This window comes from Vibrio floridensis (assembly GCF_021852965.1).
GTDB lineage: Bacteria > Pseudomonadota > Gammaproteobacteria > Enterobacterales > Vibrionaceae > Vibrio > Vibrio floridensis.
In genome coordinates this window covers 144,635-165,610 of record NZ_JAKGCY010000002.1, presented here as the reverse complement: position 1 = coordinate 165,610, position 20,976 = coordinate 144,635, and the positions used below count along the sequence as shown (strand labels likewise).

General features: G+C 43.6%; 22 protein-coding genes. 11 read left to right on the top strand and 11 right to left on the bottom strand.

Features of this window, described 5'->3' with window-relative positions; translation table 11 throughout:
* Positions 1-45: 45 nt before the first annotated feature.
* Genes LZU85_RS05120 through LZU85_RS05105 form a run of 4 tightly spaced genes read right to left on the bottom strand, consistent with a single transcriptional unit; the run spans position 46 to position 5,225 of the window.
* Positions 46-1,947, bottom strand: coding sequence for a DNA/RNA helicase domain-containing protein (locus tag LZU85_RS05120; RefSeq protein WP_237286548.1), 1,902 nt, complete (start codon positions 1,945-1,947; stop codon positions 46-48).
* A gap of 12 nt (positions 1,948-1,959) precedes the next feature.
* Complete coding sequence (locus LZU85_RS05115) at positions 1,960-2,361, bottom strand: (deoxy)nucleoside triphosphate pyrophosphohydrolase (protein ID WP_237286547.1); 402 nt, start codon at positions 2,359-2,361, stop codon at positions 1,960-1,962.
* Positions 2,358-3,194 (bottom strand): HNH endonuclease, encoded by an 837-nt coding sequence (locus LZU85_RS05110; protein WP_237286546.1) that lies wholly within the window; start codon positions 3,192-3,194, stop codon positions 2,358-2,360. Before LZU85_RS05110 ends, LZU85_RS05115 begins: the two co-directional genes overlap by 4 nt.
* Positions 3,195-3,197: 3 nt before the next feature.
* Complete coding sequence (locus LZU85_RS05105) at positions 3,198-5,225, bottom strand: competence protein CoiA family protein (RefSeq protein ID WP_237286545.1); 2,028 nt, start codon at positions 5,223-5,225, stop codon at positions 3,198-3,200.
* Between the two features lie 138 nt (positions 5,226-5,363).
* Between LZU85_RS05105 and LZU85_RS05100 the strand changes: the two genes are divergently transcribed.
* Positions 5,364-6,224 carry a helix-turn-helix transcriptional regulator gene (locus LZU85_RS05100; RefSeq protein ID WP_237286544.1) on the top strand — a complete coding sequence of 287 codons (861 nt, stop codon included), beginning with the start codon at positions 5,364-5,366 and terminating at the stop codon, positions 6,222-6,224.
* Between the two features lie 53 nt (positions 6,225-6,277).
* On the opposite strand, the gene LZU85_RS05095 is transcribed toward LZU85_RS05100, so the two are convergent.
* On the bottom strand, positions 6,278-7,318 hold the full coding sequence (locus tag LZU85_RS05095; RefSeq protein ID WP_130314143.1) for an NAD-dependent epimerase/dehydratase family protein: 1,041 nt from the start codon (positions 7,316-7,318) through the stop codon (positions 6,278-6,280).
* Positions 7,319-7,453: 135 nt separating this feature from the next.
* Between LZU85_RS05095 and LZU85_RS05090 the strand changes: the two genes are divergently transcribed.
* On the top strand, positions 7,454-8,275 hold the full coding sequence (locus LZU85_RS05090; protein WP_237286543.1) for a glycosyltransferase: 822 nt from the start codon (positions 7,454-7,456) through the stop codon (positions 8,273-8,275).
* Positions 8,268-11,330 carry a glycosyltransferase family 2 protein gene (locus LZU85_RS05085; RefSeq protein ID WP_237286542.1) on the top strand — a complete coding sequence of 1,021 codons (3,063 nt, stop codon included), beginning with the start codon at positions 8,268-8,270 and terminating at the stop codon, positions 11,328-11,330. Before LZU85_RS05090 ends, LZU85_RS05085 begins: the two co-directional genes overlap by 8 nt.
* Here LZU85_RS05085 and LZU85_RS05080 read toward each other — a convergent pair.
* The 3 genes from LZU85_RS05080 to LZU85_RS05070 form a co-directional block, all read right to left on the bottom strand.
* Positions 11,251-12,021 (bottom strand): hypothetical protein, encoded by a 771-nt coding sequence (locus LZU85_RS05080; RefSeq protein WP_237286541.1) that lies wholly within the window; start codon positions 12,019-12,021, stop codon positions 11,251-11,253. The two genes, LZU85_RS05085 and LZU85_RS05080, sit on opposite strands and share 80 nt — an antisense overlap.
* A 29-nt stretch (positions 12,022-12,050) precedes the next feature.
* Positions 12,051-12,932 carry a radical SAM protein gene (locus tag LZU85_RS05075; RefSeq protein ID WP_130314135.1) on the bottom strand — a complete coding sequence of 294 codons (882 nt, stop codon included), beginning with the start codon at positions 12,930-12,932 and terminating at the stop codon, positions 12,051-12,053.
* A gap of 149 nt (positions 12,933-13,081) precedes the next feature.
* Positions 13,082-13,288, bottom strand: a complete 207-nt coding sequence (locus tag LZU85_RS05070; protein WP_225488112.1) for an AlpA family transcriptional regulator — start codon at positions 13,286-13,288, stop codon at positions 13,082-13,084.
* Between the two features lie 147 nt (positions 13,289-13,435).
* Between LZU85_RS05070 and radC the strand changes: the two genes are divergently transcribed.
* From radC to LZU85_RS05055, 3 genes are read left to right on the top strand one after another with little or no spacing between them, the layout of a single operon-like run.
* Complete coding sequence (gene radC / locus LZU85_RS05065; protein ID WP_237286540.1) at positions 13,436-13,912, top strand: RadC family protein; 477 nt, start codon at positions 13,436-13,438, stop codon at positions 13,910-13,912.
* Positions 13,909-14,337, top strand: coding sequence for a DUF2787 domain-containing protein (locus LZU85_RS05060; protein WP_237286539.1), 429 nt, complete (start codon positions 13,909-13,911; stop codon positions 14,335-14,337). Before radC ends, LZU85_RS05060 begins: the two co-directional genes overlap by 4 nt.
* Before the next feature lie 48 nt (positions 14,338-14,385).
* Entirely contained in the window at positions 14,386-14,829 is a 444-nt protein-coding gene (locus LZU85_RS05055) for a DUF2787 domain-containing protein (RefSeq protein ID WP_237286538.1), read from the top strand.
* A gap of 256 nt (positions 14,830-15,085) precedes the next feature.
* Here the strand turns inward: LZU85_RS05055 and LZU85_RS05050 are convergent, their stop codons facing one another.
* Positions 15,086-15,604: a ribonuclease HI gene (locus LZU85_RS05050; RefSeq protein ID WP_237286712.1), complete on the bottom strand. Its 519-nt coding sequence runs from the start codon at positions 15,602-15,604 to the stop codon at positions 15,086-15,088.
* A 29-nt stretch (positions 15,605-15,633) separates the two neighbouring features.
* Between LZU85_RS05050 and LZU85_RS05045 the strand changes: the two genes are divergently transcribed.
* The 4 genes from LZU85_RS05045 (at position 15,634) to LZU85_RS05030 (ending at position 18,640) form a co-directional block, all read left to right on the top strand.
* A complete protein-coding gene (locus tag LZU85_RS05045) occupies positions 15,634-15,885 on the top strand; it encodes a hypothetical protein (protein WP_053541673.1) in 252 nt (83 codons plus the stop codon).
* Positions 15,886-16,025: 140 nt separating this feature from the next.
* Positions 16,026-16,361 (top strand): hypothetical protein, encoded by a 336-nt coding sequence (locus tag LZU85_RS05040; RefSeq protein ID WP_011150766.1) that lies wholly within the window; start codon positions 16,026-16,028, stop codon positions 16,359-16,361.
* Positions 16,362-16,463: 102 nt separating this feature from the next.
* Complete coding sequence (locus tag LZU85_RS05035; RefSeq protein ID WP_080533197.1) at positions 16,464-17,162, top strand: hypothetical protein; 699 nt, start codon at positions 16,464-16,466, stop codon at positions 17,160-17,162.
* Complete coding sequence (locus tag LZU85_RS05030; protein WP_237286537.1) at positions 17,159-18,640, top strand: hypothetical protein; 1,482 nt, start codon at positions 17,159-17,161, stop codon at positions 18,638-18,640. The genes LZU85_RS05035 and LZU85_RS05030 overlap by 4 nt, the downstream gene beginning before the upstream one ends.
* A gap of 40 nt (positions 18,641-18,680) precedes the next feature.
* Here LZU85_RS05030 and LZU85_RS05025 read toward each other — a convergent pair whose 3' ends face one another.
* Positions 18,681-19,319, bottom strand: coding sequence for an inovirus Gp2 family protein (locus tag LZU85_RS05025; protein WP_237286536.1), 639 nt, complete (start codon positions 19,317-19,319; stop codon positions 18,681-18,683).
* A gap of 393 nt (positions 19,320-19,712) precedes the next feature.
* Between LZU85_RS05025 and LZU85_RS05020 the strand changes: the two genes are divergently transcribed.
* A complete protein-coding gene (locus LZU85_RS05020; RefSeq protein WP_130247795.1) occupies positions 19,713-20,669 on the top strand; it encodes a hypothetical protein in 957 nt (318 codons plus the stop codon).
* Positions 20,670-20,707: 38 nt separating this feature from the next.
* Here the strand turns inward: LZU85_RS05020 and LZU85_RS05015 are convergent, their stop codons facing one another.
* Positions 20,708-20,899 carry a helix-turn-helix transcriptional regulator gene (locus tag LZU85_RS05015; protein WP_011150771.1) on the bottom strand — a complete coding sequence of 64 codons (192 nt, stop codon included), beginning with the start codon at positions 20,897-20,899 and terminating at the stop codon, positions 20,708-20,710.
* Positions 20,900-20,976: the final 77 nt, after the last annotated feature.

Genomic DNA, 20,976 nt, shown 5'->3' with positions numbered 1-20,976 from the left:
ACTCGCTCACATCTTTATATTAATTTTTTATCTAGCAACAGCCACTTAAAGCTCCTGCATACCACATTGTTTCAGGTATTCGAACGTTTCCTGGTCATCACACTTTATGACCAAACCACTACGCCCACGACTGAGCAACACTCTATAACTACCCTCTGTGTAATGTTCGTACTGGCGCCGGTCTTCAGCCACCAGATTTCCGTTGCGATAGACCATATCCTGCCCCCAGTTAAACAGAGCAAGTGATAGTTCTAAACCTTGACAACTAAACTCAGTACAAGCCGCTTCAAATTGACAACATGAATTTTCAGAACTTGGTGGCTCAACGTACCAAGGGCCAATATGTTTACCTGGTTTGTATTTATCTTTCTGGACTTCCTCTATAAACTTGCCACCTTGACTGGACATCAACCAGCCTGTTCTAAAGGCGTTTTGAAGCTTGTTTCCTTCGTGCAGAGTTTGTTGTACACCCAGAGCATAAGTTTCAGCAGTTTGCTGGTTTTGAGTCAGTCGCAATGGGTAGTAAGCCTGAATATCCAAAGCGACTTTTTGAGCTTGGTCAGAATTGTTAGATAGAACCGCTTCAATCCACTTGTCTAAACTCTCTGTATAGGCCTGACGAATGGGCGTTTTAAGGTTATACACGTCTTTCTTAATTGGCGTAACGAGTTGCATTTTACCGGCGTGCAGCGATGGCATAATAGGGATGACTTTGCCGTTTTGCGCTCTTATTGCTGCATCTAGGTCTGCTAGCATCTGATCTAACTGCATCTCATTGCGATGGATCGCTTGACCATCTCCCACCAAAAGCACCAACACTCCAAACGGTTGACAAGCAAGCCAGTTACAAAACAACATTAACTCAGACGGTGATTGTGATTCTCTAGGGCTTGCTTTGTCCCACGCTCGCTGTGCTTCATCAAATACGACAAAAGTCTCTCTGCGTGATGTTAGTGAGCGCTTCAGATCCTTCTTGAACGGGAGCAGATCTTGGATCATCACTCGACCATCAATGACATTATCTCCTGTCCAGCCAACTGACTGCTTACCACTATAATCTAACGTATGTTGTAGCACCTGAACGAGAGGTCCATTGCCAGAAAGAAAAATAGGTTCACTCTGATTTGCGCTCTCACTACGTGCAATTTCCGCAACAGAACTAATGCCCAGAAGAGTCTTACCGGCACCAGGGCGCCCATGAACGACAACAACATATCTTTGCTGCTTGTCCCTAGCATGCTGATAAAGCTTTAACAGTGCCGCACGTGCCTGGTCAATATTTTCACCGGCCGAGGTTTTTAGCGTAGGTATTTTAGCGTCGAAAAAGACCTGAGCAGTGCCATGCAATATGCTTGGCTGGCGATAAAACTCACCTCTTGCCCACTGGCGTACATTGTAGTAACCAGGTTTACTTAATGACGTTATAAGCTGTGAAGCTAACTGGGGGGCCAGGCCATCGTCTGCGATGTCACACACAACGTTTGGGTGTTGGAACGGCTTAGCACCAGGTTTGGTGAGAACAACAAAGCCATGACCGACTAGGTCGATAGATTCACTGTGATAGCGTCGCATTGTTTGCAAATCAGAGTTTGCTCGAAGAATTTCGTATTCAGAGGCTTCTTGCTTATGTTTGAACTCGACTACAAACAATTCGCCAGCTGGAGTAACTAGGTTAACATCCGCCGCTCGTTTTCCGCCTTCACCAATCAATTCTTGTTCAAAGGCTATCCAGCACTTCTCTGGTTCCACTTGAGTTTCTGTAATAACGTGATTAAGGGTAGACGTCATTACATCGTATTCAGTTTCCCAAGCGTAGCGTTGCGCAGGATCGAGATCTTGCGTCCAACTCAAACTACGATGGAAAGATACTAACGACTCTAGAAAACTAGCTTTGTCTGTAGAAAGAAAGTCTTGCCAAGTCCCATCCCAGCCTGCTTTTAGGTCCATTTTCGTTATCCTTCAGAACGTAGACTGTAGTTTTTCAACGGCCGGTATATCGGCCGCAGCCCAATCAACATCCCAAAGTTGGTCTTTGGATAACCAGCGAGAGTCAATATGCTCCGTAAGCTCAAGTTCGCGCGTTGGTACCTCAATAACAAAGCAATGCATGGTGATATCAAAATCAGGGTAGCTATGCTCAATCGTCAACAAAAACTGTGGTTCAGTAACGGCAATTCTTAACTCTTCATCTAGCTCCCTGGTAATAGCTGTAACAAGCGTTTCGCCTGCTTCTACTTTACCTCCTGGAAACTCCCATTTTTCGCTAACATAATCTAGCTTTGATGGAGCTCTTTGTACGGCTAGGAATTCACCTTCATTTTTCAGTACAGCCGCAACGACTTCAATGTGCTTCTTACTCATTGATTCGGCTCTTCTAATAATTTGTTGCTACGAGATTTTAAGATCTCAACATCCTTTGCGTCATCTACGATATGCATTTTCTTGTGGCAATTGGGGCACAATGCAACTGTGTTTTCAGCCGTATCGTCACCACCTTTGGCGAGCCAAACAATATGGTGTGTCTCGAGATATGGCTCGCCTTTCGCATTTTTAAATGGCGCCGGTTGTAGACAAAGTTGGCACTGACCTTTAGCAAGGCGTTTAGCCAGTTCTGCTACCCAAATATTTCGCTCATAGCTAGTGGATTGTTGTTGGTACCGTGTAGCGGTTTTTCCACCTTTTGTCACCAAAGACTGAAGCTCCTCAAGAGTCAATTTCTTGGCCTTGCGAATTCGGACGCTCTCAACGTTCTCGCGATCTTCTTTTCTAACCTGGCGCTCACCCGTTACAAGCTTTAGAGGGAATATATATGCTCTTCTTGGATTACCTTGTTCATCATCTTGCATTTCCGAGTACGGTTCACCGTCGAGAGCGACTTCGCCAACATAGGTGTATTCTTGGTCCGTAAACACCTCAAATAAGTGAACAGCGACGCCATTGGTTCTCGATTCAGCTAGCGTTTTATTCTGCTGAAACGTTAGGCTTTGATCGCCTTTAGAGCCCATGCCTGTATAGTGGAGAACGTCACCTACCCAACGATCATCATAAATAGACTTGATGTGGTTCGATACAATGACCAATGTATTGGTTTTATGTGAGCGGCGCATCCCACCTTGCGGGCTGCAGCCGAAGACTTCGCATAGTTCTGTGTTGTTGAGTTTTGTACCAGTTTTGAGGGGATTAAGTTTGTGCATAACCTATTTTACCTTGCTTTCGTCGTAATTTTGCTCTGACAGATACTTCCTTAGTTCAACTGCTTTCTCTGCAGAAACTAGTTGACCGAAGAGAAACCCACCTTGTTCAAGCCAATCCCAAAACAACAGCAACTTACCTAGCCTAATTTTATCGACCCTCGCATAAGCTCTTTCAAAAGCAGCTGAGTAGTACTCATTTACTTGGTTAGCCAACCTACCTACAAATTTGTTCAAAGCATCTTCAACCCAATCTTGTTCATGTCCTATAAGCTCTGATGGCTCTTCAATACACAAGAGATCTCCCGCTTGAAGAAAAGTCTCAAGATAACTATATTCCGGGTCCCAGTTCCCCATCAATGCCTTCCAGTTTTTGTTCAGGAACTGCACTTTTGTTCTGCGTTTAATCTCATCTAGTTTATTTTTTAACTCTTGAGTCTCTTGAGGTGATTTGTTGACAGAATATGCTGAGAGCTGATTCGACATCTCGATACCCAATGGACTATGAACTTCGAACAGTTGCATTCGCTTTTCAAGTGGGTAGCTGAGAAGATCATTAGTGATGCGCCAGATGGCCACTGGTTTAGGTAGATCTTTGGCAAGTGATGTTGTTTGAGCACCAATTTTTTCTAAAAGAATGTTCAAATAACGCCGCCAGATGAGAGAAGACAAATCGCTAGATATGACATTCCAATAATCACTCATAACATCTGCTAAGTGGTATCTTAGATCCGTTAACTCTTGAACTGTTACACCTTGATTAAGCACTCTTCGGACATAAATTATTTGATGGCGTAATCCTCTAAGCTCCTTGGCATGAGCTATTCGCTCGGCTTTCCTTTGTCGCTCTTCAAGCCTCACCTTTTCTCTATTGGTGGTTTGATGGACAACTTCAAGCAACAAATCTCGTTCATCACATCCTAGCAATACATAATCAAAACATTCGGTTATCTCACCTGATAGGTGTTTAAGTGTTGGCAGTGCAAGTTCACCTTGCTCACCACGCAAAGCAATTTGTTCAAGAAGTTGCTTAATTCGTTTTACTGCCTGTTGAGACTCTCGTTGAGCCTTTTCCTCTATAGCAGCTGACAGTTCTTGTTGCTTTCCATGCAAAGCAGCTTTTGTATTGATTGCGTATGGTAACCGTTCTGGAGACAATATTAAGTCACTCAATACCACCATTTGACACCCATAGCTCATCTCTAAGAAAAGCTCTGTTGATTTAAAATCAAACTCGGGGAAATGTGCCTCGAAGTAGAACTCTCCACTCTCTTGGCTTTTCTCTAACGCTTCTTGAGAGAAAACAAAGGCATTACATTGGATGTCTTTCACTTTGCTCTCAAACTCCGAAAAACTTTCAGGGTGAGCCTCTAAGGCGGTACCGTACATGATGTAATAGAAAATAGAATCGCTTCGACCTTCACTAAACAACCAAATCAGGTTGATCTCTTCCCCTAAGAAGAACTGCTCGCGAGCATGGATTATTTCTGGGTCCAACCAACCTTGAATCAACTCTATCGCGAATCGATTACCATTGGTGTCTTCAAAGTAAATATCCGGCTTGCGCCATTTTTTGGAAGTGCCTTTTTCTGCAAAGACAAACTTTTCTACTTGGATAGAATCACGCTTTATCTGATCTGATTCCCTCAATATACCGGCAATAAAGTGCTTTGTGCGAAAGTGCCATTGAGTTTCATGCATTTCAGCTTCAGTAAATGCAAAATCACCATGGTAGTCACTGTGAAATGGACAATCTACCTCATCCAACTCCGGAATATGCTTATGATAGAAAGCAGCTCTACTAGTCGCACTTCGTGCTCGATACCTTACAGGGAGCCCACAATAACCACATTGAATAAAGTCTTCACCTTCCGCGCTATGAACTACAATTTTCTTCTTTATAGATGCTGTACGAGCTTCATCTGGTGTTGAACCATAAAGCCCCAGATAATCACTGGCTAATATTGGACCTTCGATGCCTTTAATCGCAAGTTCCCATAAACCATTTTTGTTATCGCTGTTAATGTAATTCATAAAGGCTACCCGCAAGTGCGTTACGCTGTTCTGGTTACTTTCTTGACGATTTTCAGTCCCAACAATATTATGACGCCAATGACGACAGGTAAATACTGATTACATACACACGTCGCATAAATAGACAGGAGTTAGATGATGAGCAAATGGCCAATACGTTGGGATCTACTGTTCCGCTACAGAATGATAGAAGTCATCGCACTATGGGAAGGACGGTTAACGACCAATCACCTGATTAAGAGCTTTGGTATTGGCAGACAGCAAGCATCGAAAGACATCAACTCTTACCTCTCTGAGGTGGCACCTGGCAACCTCGTTTATGACAAGCAATTAAAAGGTTATAAGCCAAGTGACAGCTTTGCTCCAGAGCTAACCAGTGGACATGCCGATGAATACCTTCATATTCTAGCGCGCAGTGAAGACATGGCTGTGACCTTTAATGAACTGGATATGGGTTTTGAAAATGTTTCCATGGTCCGCCCTGTAACTCGCAATATATCACCACAAGTATTACGTCCTTTAGTACAGGCGATACGAGAGAAAAAACGTGTCGATATAAGCTACACATCACTCAAAGACGGTATTGAAGTTGAACGGATTATCTCTCCACATACCCTCGTTTGCACACCTCTACGCTGGCATGTTCGGGCCTATTGTGAACATGCGAATGATTATCGTGATTTTGTGCTCAGCCGCATAAGAGGCATTCCTTGCCTTGAGGCTAAAAGAGTAAAAGGAAGAGAGCATGACGAGTTATGGAATACTCCTCTCACAGTTGATTTAATGCCTGACCCACGACTAACAGAAGTTCAAGCCAATGTCGTTGAGCATGATTACGGTATGGAAAAAGGTAAACTCACAATACCAACCAATGCTGCGTTGGTTCGCTATGTTCTCGATGCCTATAATATCGATATTAATGTATTGGATTCGAATCCTAAAGGTCAGCAGATTATTGTGGCTAACTTCGATGAACTAAAGCCGTATTTGTTTTTTTAGGTACGCGTGAATACTCCAAAGAATACAACCCACCTTTGTAGTTCAGCATAAAACTAAACCGACTCAACAGTGCTTCTGAATTGCTGCTGAGAAATTTGGCGATAATCACTATACCATTCTACAAAAGCTGCAACGCCTTCGTGGAATGGGACTTGTGGAGTGAAACCAATCTCATCAAAAAGTTCTTTTACATCAGAGTATGTTGTATTCACTTCCCCTACCTGCATTGGCTTCAGTTGTCTTTTCGCAGATACTCCCAGTAGATATTCCAATAAATCAATCATTTTTGTGAGTTTAACTGGAGCCCCACTACCGACATTAAAAATCTGATATGGCGCTGAGCTTTGAGCAATGGTCCCGTTAGCTTTTAGCCACTCTTGGTTCTTCTTTGGAATTCTCTTTGTTACTCGGACTACTGCTTCTACAACGTCATCGATGTAAGTAAAGTCTCGATATAATTCCCCGTTATTGAAAACATCAATCGGCTTTTTTTCAAGCATTGCCTCTGTAAACTTATAGAACGCCATATCCGGCCGACTCCAAGGGCCGTAAACACTGAAAAAACGTAGTCCTGTTGTTGGTAATCCATACATCTGAGAGTAGCTATGAGCCATTAACTCATTTGCCTTTTTAGTTGCAGCATAAAGAGAGGCTGGGTGATCAACATTGTCATTCACTGAAAATGGAATTTTATCGTTCAACCCATATACTGAGCTCGATGACGCATACACCAGGTGTTTAATTTTAAAGCCTCGGCAAGCCTCTAGGACTGAAAGAAAACCCATTAAGTTGCTTTCTCCATAGACCATAGGTTCTTCCGAAGAGTAACGTACGCCCGCTTGTCCTGCTAAGTGAATGACGCAATCAAATTGCTCTTCATCGAATAGACGCGTCAATTCGTCTGAGTTTTCGACACTCATACAGTGAAATTTGAACCTTACATCTCCTACCCATTCCAGCCTCGCTTTTTTAAGGTTCACATCGTAATAGTCATTGAGGTTATCAACGCCGACCACATCATATCCATCAGCACAAAGCCTGCGACAAATATGGCTACCGATAAAACCGGCAGCGCCTGTTACAAGTGTTTTCATGGATTTCCTATGCTTGAGAAAAACAAATCAAGAGTACAAATGTTGATCAAATACTCATAAATGTCAGTTAGTTACATCATATACTTATCAACTTGCTTATTATAATCAAGTTAATTATCAATCAAAGTCCCAATAATGAACAATGTCATTGTGCTTATCGCTACAACGCCCAGGCTTTCACTACTTTCTGAGCATGCGCTTCCTTCTGTCATCAATCAAACATGCCAACCTAAAGCTGTTGTGCTCGTATCAGATACACGCTCACTAAATGAGAATGAAGTAGAATCCCTTCGCTCTGAACTCAAAAGCATTCCCCTGCATGTGTTAGTCAATTCACGTGCATCCGGCGCCGCTGGCAGCTGGAATACTGGTATCAACTATATCTCTGATAACTTTCCAAATAGCTATATCGCTATCATCGATGATGATGATGCTTGGCAGCCAGAGCATCTATCTTCTTGTCTACTTAGCAGCGAAGAAGGAAAGGCAGATATCGTTCTGCCTGGAATCAATGTGAAGATTAATAACAAAACGGTCGCTACCAATATTCCCAAAGATCTTGAGGTCAGAGACTTTCTAGTTGGTAACCCTGGGTGGCAAGGCTCAAATACCTTTATTAAGACTGGGCTTGCCACCAAAATTGGTGGATTCACTGACGGCTTAACCAGTGGAAATGATAAGGATTTTGCGATTCGAATTTTAGAGTCCAATTTGGCCACTATTCGTTATACCAATAAAGCGACCGTTGATTGGATGTGTAATCGGTCACCCGATGCACTATCAGCCCCTGGCTCAAAACAAAAACTGCGGGGATGTGCGCAGTTTCTAAAACTTCACGGAGAGAAGATGTCACGAAGTGAGATGGATATGTATTTCGAACGCGCTGCAGAGCTGTTTGCACTTTCCAAGAACGATATATTAGACGAAATAGAACTGCTGGAGAGCATCAATGGCTAACTTTCACCCACGAGCTCCCATTCAATACTCTAAGATCTTGTGCGATCGTAATTTGCAAGTTTTACACACTTCCTCACCAGAATTTGACTCTGCTGAAGTAGTAATCGCCATTGCCCACAAAAACCACCCACAATATCTCATTCGAGCACTTAACAGCGCTATAAATCAGTGTCTCACTCAAAAGCAGGTTGCGCGCATCGTTGTACTGGATGATAGCTCGGATATAAGTTGGCCATCAGAAGCAAGTGCTTTACTTCACCATCCAGCTGTTACCCTTTTACAAGCAGAATGCGGTTCACCAGCTAGGGCACGCAATCTTCTCTTAGACTGGGCAGATACACAACCATGTGTACAATGGGTTGCAAGATTAGACGCTGACGATGAACTGTTTGCTAAAGATAGCCTGCAAGGGCTTTGGAACGCTGTTTGCAATACAGATAAAGTAGCGGCTCTGGGAAGCAATAAGCTGAGAAAAGAAGGTGTGATTCTCCAAAATAACAATATCGCAAATCCAGACGAGCTTTGTAATCATTTAAGTTTGGCGAAATTTATCGATGATTTTGCTTCTGCCAAGCAACAACGCGAGCTCCCTTCATGCAACCTATTACTGAAGACCAATTTGGGTATCAGGTACCCAAACATCAGAAGCGCAGAAGACCACTGGTTGGTCACTAAACTATTAATGCTAAATCCTTCCAAGGTAGCCGTTTGTTCTTATCCTATTTATGCAATCTACTCTCTTGATGGAGAAGATACAAAGACAAATAAGTCTAACGAAGGTTGGCGAGAGCAGAGAAAAAGGCTTGCCTATGCTGCAAGAACATGGAGCACTCTATTGTCTACCAATCGTCATCTGCTTGGTGTTGGTATGGAAGGGGCGGTTTGGCTACAGCATAATCAAGTGGTTAAGGAGTTTTACCCTTGGGCTATTTCTGATACCGAAGTCCGAAGCCTGATAACCTTACTCGCTGAAAAAGACGTTCCTATTCCGACGGTGACTTGGAGAAAGTGTAATGGACTTTGGCAGTACAACACCTTCTTACAAAGTAATGCATTAACTAATGAGAAGCTTTCCGAAAAATCCATTGTAGATTACCTCAAAAAACTCTATCGCGCTGGAGTTTGCACTCTCAACATCAAGCGAGATAACTTAATTGTCACTCCACAAGGAGACTTGGAATATATTGATATCGGAAAGGACATACAGCCTCTAACCTCTTCACTCTTTCGGGATATGTGCGCCCGCCTCTATTCTATTGGAATACTGGCCAATGCTGACGAAGAACTCGTGCGTCGGCGGAGTTGGCGAAGACAAGATGATGCTTTAATGAGCCTTCCCGGCTTCGAGCAGTTTTACCGCAAGTTGCTCACAGAGCTTCATCCACAATGCGTCGAACCTCGCCAAGCACTAACCCCAACGGCCTCGTTTAAGAGCGACGCTGTAACTCTAATGATTAAAGCCTGCGCACAAGATGCTGAAGTACTTACTGACCAAGTGCTGCATATCGTGACGCAGCTACGTTACCCAGTAAATTTCGCAAAAACAATTCTTCTGATTGACCCTCATGAGGGGGAATTTTTACGCCAATATTCGAACCCAAACCTAGCCTCCGTTATTGAACAAGCCGAGAAGCTGAGAGACGATGGACTAATTGACTCCGTGCTAGTTTCCCCTACCAGCGCAACAACCATAAATACAACGTATAAAAAATGGTTTGCGCAATCTGATTGCGGAGAAACACATACCATTCAAAATGCTCCCTTATTCCCTCAGATCTGGGCATTTGACCAAGTTACGACTCGATATATACTGCAGTGCGATTTAGACGTGCTTATTGGTCGCCGCAATTGGAGCCATGATTATATCGCCGACATGATTTACGCCTGTGAGCCTGAGGATGTGCTTACCGTTGGCTTCAATATTCCAAAAAGCAGCTCTAGCTTCAATCCGTATAAAGGAGAGCCAGGCGAATTTGCTCCCGAAGTCCGTTTCGGACTTTTAGATCTTGCTAAGATTCGCAATCAACTACCAATTGATAATCCTTTGGACGAGGGTAAGTTCACTCTCACCTGGCATCGTGCACTACAGCAAGCAATGAAACATAGAGGACTTCGCGCTGTACGTGGTGGCGATCCACGAAGTTACTACGTTCATCCTAGAAACGAGCACAAACACTTTTCTGAACTTTCATTAGCGAGAGATCTAATTGCCCAGGGAAAAGAGCCTACAAAGCAACATGAGGAGTTTGATTGGGTACCCGGCAATCATTGGCAATATGAGCAAAGGCGCGAAAATGTCGTTTTTTTGTTGAAAGGTAGGTACACAGACCATGCCCTGCTAAGACGCTGCCTAGAGTCTTTGCGGAATCAGACAAATCAAAATTTTGGCATTGTCCTTATTGACGATGCCAGTGGCGCCGCTCACAACTGGTGTTATCCAATGTTGTTGGATGAGCTACAAGCTAAAACCACCTTAGTAAGGCGTAGCTCTAATACTGGGAGAATGCCAAACTTCATATTGGCAATAAAAGAAATCTGCCAAGATCCTAGCACCCTCGTTGCAGTGTTAGACCAAGATGACTGCTTAATGCAACCCAATGTTGTTGATGCTTTGTATGCGGCCAAGAAACAGGGGGCAGACTTAATTCAGATGCCTATGTTCCGCCCTAATAAACCACTGCATTTATACCAGCCGGATTATACTAGTCCTAGGCTTGCTGCCGGTGCGAATGTATGGAGCCACCTAAGAGTCTTCACCAAAGCGTTGTTTGAACAAGTCCCTGAGGAATATTACAAACATAAAAACAGCTCTGAGTGGTTCGATTCGGCTACAGATTATTTAACCATGTTACCTATGGCGGAACTCGCAAAAGCCCCTATTTACTTAGATACAGGCTACACCTATTGGCACATGCGCAAAAAGCTGGGCCGAGATGAAAAAGAGCGCAATAACCAAATGGTTCAAGAAATTATGTCTATGCCTTCACTTTCTCGGAGAGGAGTAGAGCTTGTTGAGCCAAAGCCAGATTTTTTTGAAGACGGTTTACCACAGTAGACAATTCGTTGTCGTAAAGCCACCAGTTTGGGGAGATGCAACTCCCCCTTAAAACAAAAAATAGTGACTCTAAGGTCTTTAAGCTCGAAGAATCAATGTGCTCCAACCATGTCATAGGCTTAACCTCGGATAGGCCTTTCAATAATTGAGTCGCTTCTTCTTTTGGTAAGCTTGGCAACGACTGAAGCTTGAAGCATTGTCGAATGATTGTTGCGTCATTCACTTTGTCATGACGCGCTAGCTTCATTTCAAAGCCTGGCCAGTTTAATTTGTCCATCCAACCAGAAGCGAGACGCCGTTCTCCAAGCCAGTTATGATATGCCGCCGGCAGCGCTTTCCGCTTATTATAATCTAGGGGCCTCTCTAGTGAAGGCAGCAAAGTCATCCTACTAACATTTATCGTGACACCAAATTCCAGCATTGTCTTGAGAGTGAGCAGACCAATTGAAGGTTTACACCCCAATAGGCTCTCCAATTTCTTCCCATGTGCTTCTAGCTTTTTACAAAATAGTTTGCTTGGTACTTCGCCTTGAACAAGAACGCCTGTCTTGATGCCTGCCAACTTACTATTGGTAATCAACAAGTCAGCGCTTGAAACGATGGTCAAAGGTTGATTAAATCGGATAACTTTCTCATGTTTTTTGATGACTAAGTCACCCGGACCATTGCCAACAATATGCCATTCATCCACTTTCTATACCTTTTGAAGTCAAGCAAGACCTAAGATTTTCTGTTGCTTTCCCAATCTTGATAAATCTTCTTCCATGTTGCTGAAGTCTGCTGCTCAAATATTCTAGGGCGTAGTTTTGGAGGAACATAATGGCCATCTCGAAATCGTCCACATAAGCCACAATTACGCCTCATTAGATCACGCATTTCATCATCACTGGATGGTAAACGCTGCCGTCCACCTTTTAGGTTTAATACTCGGTCAATACCACCAGCAACCGCACAAGGGTAATAACCCTGGGGCGTTAGACCTAAACCGCAAGTCTTTGCGATATCACACCCGTTCGAGAAGTCACTAAACTTGTGGTACCAGCTATCAACAGGAGCTAAGTTAAATGGGCCAAAATCTGGTTGAACGGAATCCGTTTTTGCTGAGTTTTCAATACACAACCACTCTGGCAGCATCGATATTACTTTGTTGACGCGACGACCATAGCCGTTAGTGACAAGCTGAATAGTCAGAGCAGGATGAGCAAGCTTCAGGCGATATAACTCCGAAAGGATCTCGCTGAACTCGGGATGTAGCGTTGGTTCTCCACCTAATACACGTATTTTTCGCCAGTGCTTATTCTGGCTTAGACTATCGTCAACAAAATGGGTTATTTCATCGAGTCCAATATGTGTTTTCGATGGGGCTTGGGCTGAAGAGCGATTACAGTTATTGCACTTCAAGTTACACTGGTAGGTGATATCTATTTCAATCAAGTCATCAGCAACCTGATATTGGTAACCCATCAACTTAGTCATTGGCTTCTGAATGCGAATCCATCGCCAAAAAGCTTTTAGCTTGAACCAAAACTTAACAACATAAAACCACTTCTGAGGGTAGCCACGCGAGTACTTAAATGGTTCTTCATTACGACGCAAAGCCACAATGACCTCTCTTTTAATTTTGTTGTAAATGTCTTCGCCAAACGATATATCAACCTAACATGATGATATATCGTTCATTATCATCTTAAGATAAAGTACTTGTTACATATAAGCAATTGTTACACGGCCTAGTAAAAATACTCAGGTTTTTACCCGCATCGTGAACTTAAACTATTTAAATCACGAACCTCAAGCACATCCCCCATCCACTCATCTACCTCACCTTCCACCCAGGCCACAGCCCTATCCCCCAAACTGATGGATTTTGGAAACTCACCATCATTCATTTTTCGGTAAATCGCTGAACGGCTTAATGCTGTTTTTTCCATTACTTCTTTTAGTTTTAGAAATCTCATGGGATGTCCTCCTATCTCTTGTGGTCCCATGGGATGAGCTGACACTGTTAAAAAATGCAGTAACTCAGGGTGTTACCCGTAATCAAAATCTCTTCAGGTATATGTCATAGCTGTGAACCTTTCCCTGTATTGCTAAGGAGCCTAGCTATGACTCATTTCCCTCGCCGCCGTTATTTACTCTCTCAACGTGCCTATGAGCACCGTGTGCTTGAAGAAGCAGCGGAGATCCTCGAACAACGTTATGTGCGCGGTGAAGCCTTTACGCGCACACAAAATACGGCAGACTACCTACGTTGCAAGTTGGCCGGATACGAGCACGAGGTCTTTGCCGTTTTACTGTTGGATAACCAACATCGGTTGATTGAATTTAAAGAGCTATTTCGCGGCACGGTAGACGCCGCCAACGTCTATCCAAGAGAAGTAGTCAAAGAAGCATTGCACGTTAACGCTGCTGCGGTGATCTTCGCCCATAACCACCCATCCGGTGATCCTGAACCATCTCAAGCAGACAAGAGAATAACGGAACGTTTGAAAGACGCATTATTGCTGGTGGATATTCGCGTGCTCGATCATGTGGTCGTCGGCGAAAGCTGTGTGTCGTTTGCGGAAAGGGGATGGATATGATCGTGAATTGCTATCAAGAGATTCAGCTTGCTGACAGCTTTTGTGATGCCCTGAGTGTGATACTTCGCCGTTTCAAAATCCCGCAAGAGGCAGAGCGTCTTGTCCTCAACTGTCGAGATCCAAACTACTACCAATCTCGCATGGGCCTGCATCCGGTCGAAATACAGCTCAAAAGAGAAAACAGCGAGTCATCATGGTCCATCGCGTTTATCGCCAGCTTCTCGTATCAGGATGACAGGCAAGACTCGTTGGATATCGAGCTCTACTTTCATCTTACCAACCGTTGGTGTTACCAGCCTGATGCCGGTACTGCTGATTTAGCCCAACCTGAAGTGCTCGATCTTTTTTGCACTTGGTGCGCAGCGTTTGAACGCCATCTCACCAAACACGCTTTTCGCGATATTCAGCTCACCCTGATTCGCTAACCCGTACCAATTTTCTCACCAAATCTTACTCTTGTAGGAGGCTTTACCATGTCTGATATTCTGTTTAACCCTTCAAGCTTACCCATCGCTAAATCCTTACATGCACTGCTGGGCAAAACACTGGCCGCACGCAAGGCACAAGATGAAACACTGGCCACCAGCCAATCAGTCGTCATGAACTTTCGTGACAGTTCTTACAACGCTGAAGATGGCGGTTTTCATCCGGTGGAAATTGCCCTTGGCCAATCCGGTGATGGTCGCTGGAACATTGAATACATCACTGACTTTGCCTATGTCGGGAATTACTTTCCGGAACTGGAACGCTGCTTAGATTTTGATTTTCGTGATCAGTCCTTTTTCGCACAGTATTGCGGCTGGGGACCTATCAAGGGGAATCGCTCTGCCATCGAGATCTACCAGTTATGGGAAAGTAACTTTCTCGCCTACGCCGATATGGGGGCTTACGACCAAGTTTGCGTCGCGCCGCAATGAACTGCCCTGAGTTACTTTGCGAGTAGCAACAATGCATTAACGCCGTGGATTAATGCCCTCACTGAGCATGTAAGATTGAAGGTAAAACCCAGTGTTTGGCCGTGATAAGAAGACAAAAGAAAATGCCGCTATAGGGTGCCAGTTGTGGCCCTATAGCGGCATATTTTATTGCAAACGCTCGCCTTTGAGAGAGCAACAAACCCCTGTAGCAAAAGGGCTGAGCAACATCCGAGGACCGAGCATTGGTAAACTAACCTTATAACTTACTAAGTGCTTGTTTTGCCATGTCATACGCTTCGATCAACGCTGGATGCATGCTTGAAGTTGCTCTGATCAACTCGACGTATTTCTCGGCTCGGAGCGCATCGATCTGTTGCCATAAGTCGCGATTCGCTACTGGCTTTTTGTCTGACTTTCGCCAACCTTTTTGCTTCCAGGTATCAATCCACTCGTTAAACCCACGAACACAAAAATCACTGCTGGTATAGATGACATCGCCATCACGCGCATACTGCATGCACTCCACCAACGCGATCAGCTCTAGCTCTGTATTACAGATGTATCCCTGCATCGGTAAACATTGTTGGTCTATTCGCTCACCAGCTTGGTCGTACACCACCAAACCAATTCCGCCACCCACACTTGACGCCGTGACTGCGATAAACAACGCGCATGATTCATTTTTCATTGTTGGTTCCTTTTCTGTTTTGACAACGCAACGTGCTTGTCTCTCACCAGATAAGGATGTGATGTAAAAAATGAAGTGCGCTCGCATCACTGTGCCCTGAACCATAAGGACACGTTATGATCACCCATTCCCCGTTTCGCGAGAAACTTTTAAAAGCAGTGCTTACTGCCGCCCTCGCTGGCTATCACCATCTCAGTGCTCACTATCAAAAGGTTAAGCGCGAGATGAATGAGCTGAGTGATCACGATTTGTTTGAAGAAGCTAAGCAACACCCTGTCTTACATCTACGCTGCCTACTTGCCAGCGTTGAACTGATGAAGCGCGGGTATTACCTCAGCGATATTCGAGATGCGAGGAATGATCCTTAGCATTGCCGCAAAAACAATATGTGCATCATTTCACAAAATCTGCTCTCCATAACTGAGTGAGACATTATTTGTCTCACTCATCCGTATGCTTGCTGTCATTAGTAAGCTCATTTTCATATTTGCGATAAGAGGATGAAAGTATGAGTAATAGCAACGTATTGCATCATGTCGATGAACAAGCTCTAAGTGATCTTATTCGCCGCCACGAATCATTCACGTTAACGAAAGTGAAGAACTTCAACCAAACGGTGAAGAAGGTAGAGCGCCTAATCGAAAAACAAGGGCTATCTTGCCGAGTCTATACCGCCGGTCGCTCTGCCACCATGGCAGCAGCTCTAGCCTCCGGCCCTGCGGTCATCTTTGGCTTAGCCTCTGCCGCCGCCATCGCAGCTCATAAAGTTGCGACACTCAACCCTGACTATGAAATCGCAAAGTATCCGCTTGCAGACAAGCTGGTTGTGAACTTCAAAAAGTAATCCTCTGGACTGTGTGGCCACCAGTCCTTCCATTTTTCCCGCTATCTCTCCAAACATTGATGTCTTGGGGCCAGATAAGTGTGCTTAAAATTTGGTGGTCCTATGTCTCCAACAGTGAATCGGCGCAGTGCTGAGCATCTCGAACTCATCTTTGAAATTTACTCTCTCATTCCAACCACACGTAAAATCACCGCTCGTGAGATCCAGCAAGCACTCTCTGACAAAGGAGTAATCAGAACGAAACGAACTGTACAGCGCTATCTTGATAGCCTGCTGAACTATTTCGACATAGAGCAAGATACACGAAGCCAACCTTATGGCTATCGCCGTACAGCGAATTCAAAACTGGCTTTAGGTCCCCGTGAACACATGGTGTTTTTGTGGGCTGAAGCCTACTTAAAATCACTCTTACCACGTTCTTACCATCGCATGGTGGATAGTGCTTTCGCACCTTTTAGCACTCTGAGTACGAAGCGAAAACTGATCGATGTTCGGCTGCCAGTCACTACTTACTCCAACGAAACAAACAGTATGGTTTTTGAAACCTTATGTACTGCCGTGTTTTACCAACGTGAAGTTAGGTTATCACTCATAAACCTACCTAAGAGCCTGTATGTCAACCCGTTGGGATTTATCGTGGAGCAAGGCCATTTTTACCTTGCATACCAATATCAAGCCACTTTTCACGTGGTCCTCATCGATGAGGTTGTGTCTGCGTATCTAACCACTTTTGCTTATCACTATCCCAACAATTTTTCACTTAGCAACACTCCCCTTTCTAAGAAGGAACTCACACCATGAAATACAAAACGATAAAAACGTCCTTGAGCATATCTGGATTATTACTACTCACCGCATGTGGCGGTGGTAGCGGTAGTAACGGAGGTAGTACTAATCCAAGTGCGTCTGCCAAAGTTGGCGGCCTAGCGATTGATGGTTATGTTGAAGGTGCTACTGCATTCCTCGACTACAACTTCAATGGTGTGATGGATGAGGATGAACCTCGTGACATCACTGATCAAAACGGACGCTTCGATTTTACGATTGAAGAAGATGACATAATCTGTAAAGAGTACTCGCCAATTATCGTCGATGTACCTGCTGGTGCATACGATAGCGATTATGGGTTAGTTGATAAGCCTTATCGCTTAACCTTTCCGCCCTCATTCTCATCTGACAACGTCGGCGAAGATGTATTTGCTACGACTCCATTCACTACAGTGATTTGGTCAGCGGTTGAATCTGACCTACTACAAAGTGGTGTAAGCAACTGTAAAGAGTTGGCTGCTAATACTGAAGCACAAAACAAAGTTGCACGTCTAGTCGCCGAGAAGGAATACGAGTTGGGTAACCGCTACAACATTCCTGCTAACGAGCTATACGCAGACTTCATCGCTTCTGGTAACACCGAGCAGCATCAACTAGCCCAGCTTCTAACCAGCGGTCTAGCAAAAGGCTATGCTGAAACTTCAACTCTAGTCGATGCGAACCCTAACGCTTGGAAAGCTACAGTTGAGTACTACGTTGAGAAAGACGACGCAGGTAATTTCACCAAGTGGTATCGTGAAGAACGCGTGTTTGATGCCGACACACATTCTCTACGTATATTTGAAGTATCGGCTGACCTAGAAACTGTAGGCCGTCTCATCGTTTACCGTAACAAAATCAAAGCCGAAGAAGGCGCGATGCAAAAATACACTGATGACCTAATCGACTACCTGCCAGAAATCAGCAAATACGGTTGTGGTTTAACTAATGATTACGTACAGAACCCAAAAGACTACGGCAACGACACCGTTACCTTCTCTGTACAAGCTTCTGTTCTAGTTGACGACCATACTGCATGTGCTGATCCACTCGTGTACTCTTCTAGCGTACCTTACGCTAACGTCATTCGTGAATTGAAAGACGGCAATGTGTTACTACAAGCTGGTATGTGGGGTTTTGACTTTGGTGACAATGCTGTTATCGATGACCTAATCAACGATGGTTTGTACTCTAACATCACAAACCCAACAGTGCTGGACCAGTTCTCAACTTGGAACTACTCACTGGACTCAACTGAATCTTACGGTGCATCACGTTGGACACGTACATCCGTTGTAAGTACAGCTGAGAAAAATGTCATCACCGACGTGAACAGCAACGGTATCTGGATTGTACGTACCACTTACCCTAACGGCACTCACCAAACGCAGTGTGGGGACTCTCTAGATACTTTAGTGGGCGTGGCTCATATGGGTATGTGTGAAGAACTGCCCATAGTGCCTGCTAACTAATCATAACGAGTTGAGAGGGGGTGTCTCCCCTCTCTTTTTTTTATTTTATTGAGCAACCAAAGTTTCTGTTTCCAGTACCAAATTGCTTGGTGCGTACTTTGGCAAAGTAACTGAGACGACGAAATAGCTCGTCAAGAACCGAAGAAGACCTAAGGCTATTTACATCGATATGGTATACACAATTGTCAGGAAAGTGCACTAAACGACAGCCATCATCAAGATCAGTATCTAATGCCCGACACCATGCCGTTTTAATTTTGTGAGATAGGTTGTTTCGGTTAGAGAATGACCCCAGGGTGTTATATACATCCTTGTTAAACAGCAGAACAAGGTGATAGTGATGATGTAACGCTTTATCTTTTTCCTTCACCCATACATATCTTAATCGACATTTCCGTTTCGGTTTCCCTGCTCTTTCTTTCCTTCTTAAATCAGCTTGTATTTGCGCATCCAACGAAGCAATGAAGTTTTTCATCAAATTGGATTCTTCCATCACCATTAAAAGCGGTAATCGCAAATCAACTCTGACCGCCATCGTTCTAGGATGATCATCCAAAGCTAAATCCAGCGTGTCATAAATCCTTTGTAGATAATCAACTAACAGCCCTTCTTTCTGTTTCAAAACAGGTAGGCCATTGAACTCATCATTATGAGTGACTTTCTTTTTCAATGTTTTCATTTTCTATACCTCTGGTTGGTTCGGTATAGAAAGGTGGATGGTTGTTAAAAATAATCTCACCTCACCATGTCGGTATATTAACCATAACCGCAATCCCCAATCTCTACTTTGGATAAGGAAAAGCTTGTTCCTTACCCACCTCGAAACTGGACCTGGCAAAACACTTCAGATGAGCCTAGTGGTGTAAGTTACCGGCCAATCAGTTCAAAATTGATAACTCTGAAGTTATCTAACTCCCCCTCAAGAGGCGACGTCGTGCCATAAACCTAGGTATAGTCGTAAATGAAACACTTTGAACTAGCTCTACATACAATCAAAAAACACTGTAAAACAATCAAAAAACAGCTTATAAATCATCCAATAATTACACAAAAATACTACTAAGTAATCACTATGCCAAGATTTGATAAACCACTAGAAAAAGTAATGTGCTTTGAGTTCCTTGATCAATATGACATATATCAACTTGCGGGAATTTCCCAACATCTAAATCGCAAGAAAAGCGCTGACTTTAATTTTCAATCAAACCCAAAATTAACTTCGGAAAGGTATAAATCAGAAATAGTGGAGTACTTCAAGAATGTATCGGACGTGCTAGGCGGGTTATACAATACACCAGAATCAAAAGTAAGAACGATTGCCTACGATGTACTTTCATTGAACGATATGCGGTTTTCAACCACAAAAGACACTCGACTTATAATCTACATATTTACAAAAATTGTGACAAATAGCCCCATTCAACGTCTACCAGAAACACCGCCAAACACTATCACCGACATCAATTCGATGCAGAATTACCTTATCAATGCATTCATCTCATCACAAATACAAGTCAAGAAAAAAAGAGAGTTAATCAATGGCATAATTGACGAGTACTACAGCTCATCAGAAGCGTTTAAATTTAACTGGCTTGACGATAAAAATGATGACCAGATGGCGTGGGTAATTGACTATTTCCCCAAAATATCCGCAGTAAAGAGCATCGTTGCTAAAGTGCCAAACGTAATGAACATCAATGAAAGTCACACTAAAGTCGTTCCGGCTATTTTTCATTCACTAGGTATTAGCAACGCTGAAAAAAAACTGATCATGATGAACTTCAAAAGAGCATGGTCGCAGAAGAAATATAGAGAAAAAACCACAAGGGAAAACAAGAAAACCTTGAATATCGTTGTTGACGAAACGGTATCAATTCAGCTTCATCAGCTTTCCAAAAAATTTGACATGCCCATCAACCAGGTAATCACTTTGATGACCAATCAGTTTGCTAGTAAATCTGAAGAATTAATGAGAAGCATTGAAGAAGATAAAAAAAATAAAGCCACACAATTCTCTAAGCTTCTATAGCATACTTGGAGAGCTATAAAGCTCTCCAATATTTAATTTTACCTGTTTAGTACTCGCTGGCGGACCCACTCTTGCACCTCACTCTCTACCCAAGCAACAGCACGTCCACCAAGCGGAACTTGCGCCGGAAACTGGTTTGCTTCGATAAAGCGGTACATACAAGAACGTGATAAGCCAGTCATGCCAAGCACTTCATTTAGACGGATCAAACGTATAGTTGGTTTAGGCATATATACCTCTTCTGTGTGTGAACATCACATAGATAACATATGCCTGTAAAAGTTTTGAACGATAGCAAGTGGCCGTA

What these genes read in the sequence shown, in the direction of transcription:
- LZU85_RS05120 (WP_237286548.1), bottom strand. Translation starts at nt 1,947, where the DNA reads ATGGACCTAAAAGCAGGCTGGGATGGGACTTGGCAAGACTTTCTTTCT.
- LZU85_RS05115 (WP_237286547.1), bottom strand. Translation starts at nt 2,361, where the DNA reads ATGAGTAAGAAGCACATTGAAGTCGTTGCGGCTGTACTGAAAAATGAA.
- LZU85_RS05110 (WP_237286546.1), bottom strand. Translation starts at nt 3,194, where the DNA reads ATGCACAAACTTAATCCCCTCAAAACTGGTACAAAACTCAACAACACA.
- LZU85_RS05105 (WP_237286545.1), bottom strand. Translation starts at nt 5,225, where the DNA reads ATGAATTACATTAACAGCGATAACAAAAATGGTTTATGGGAACTTGCG.
- LZU85_RS05100 (WP_237286544.1), top strand. Translation starts at nt 5,364, where the DNA reads ATGAGCAAATGGCCAATACGTTGGGATCTACTGTTCCGCTACAGAATG.
- LZU85_RS05095 (WP_130314143.1), bottom strand. Translation starts at nt 7,318, where the DNA reads ATGAAAACACTTGTAACAGGCGCTGCCGGTTTTATCGGTAGCCATATT.
- LZU85_RS05090 (WP_237286543.1), top strand. Translation starts at nt 7,454, where the DNA reads ATGAACAATGTCATTGTGCTTATCGCTACAACGCCCAGGCTTTCACTA.
- LZU85_RS05085 (WP_237286542.1), top strand. Translation starts at nt 8,268, where the DNA reads ATGGCTAACTTTCACCCACGAGCTCCCATTCAATACTCTAAGATCTTG.
- LZU85_RS05070 (WP_225488112.1), bottom strand. Translation starts at nt 13,288, where the DNA reads ATGAGATTTCTAAAACTAAAAGAAGTAATGGAAAAAACAGCATTAAGC.
- radC (WP_237286540.1), top strand. Translation starts at nt 13,436, where the DNA reads ATGACTCATTTCCCTCGCCGCCGTTATTTACTCTCTCAACGTGCCTAT.
- LZU85_RS05060 (WP_237286539.1), top strand. Translation starts at nt 13,909, where the DNA reads ATGATCGTGAATTGCTATCAAGAGATTCAGCTTGCTGACAGCTTTTGT.
- LZU85_RS05055 (WP_237286538.1), top strand. Translation starts at nt 14,386, where the DNA reads ATGTCTGATATTCTGTTTAACCCTTCAAGCTTACCCATCGCTAAATCC.
- LZU85_RS05050 (WP_237286712.1), bottom strand. Translation starts at nt 15,604, where the DNA reads ATGCGAGCGCACTTCATTTTTTACATCACATCCTTATCTGGTGAGAGA.
- LZU85_RS05045 (WP_053541673.1), top strand. Translation starts at nt 15,634, where the DNA reads ATGATCACCCATTCCCCGTTTCGCGAGAAACTTTTAAAAGCAGTGCTT.
- LZU85_RS05040 (WP_011150766.1), top strand. Translation starts at nt 16,026, where the DNA reads ATGAGTAATAGCAACGTATTGCATCATGTCGATGAACAAGCTCTAAGT.
- LZU85_RS05035 (WP_080533197.1), top strand. Translation starts at nt 16,464, where the DNA reads ATGTCTCCAACAGTGAATCGGCGCAGTGCTGAGCATCTCGAACTCATC.
- LZU85_RS05030 (WP_237286537.1), top strand. Translation starts at nt 17,159, where the DNA reads ATGAAATACAAAACGATAAAAACGTCCTTGAGCATATCTGGATTATTA.
- LZU85_RS05025 (WP_237286536.1), bottom strand. Translation starts at nt 19,319, where the DNA reads ATGAAAACATTGAAAAAGAAAGTCACTCATAATGATGAGTTCAATGGC.
- LZU85_RS05020 (WP_130247795.1), top strand. Translation starts at nt 19,713, where the DNA reads ATGCCAAGATTTGATAAACCACTAGAAAAAGTAATGTGCTTTGAGTTC.
- LZU85_RS05015 (WP_011150771.1), bottom strand. Translation starts at nt 20,899, where the DNA reads ATGCCTAAACCAACTATACGTTTGATCCGTCTAAATGAAGTGCTTGGC.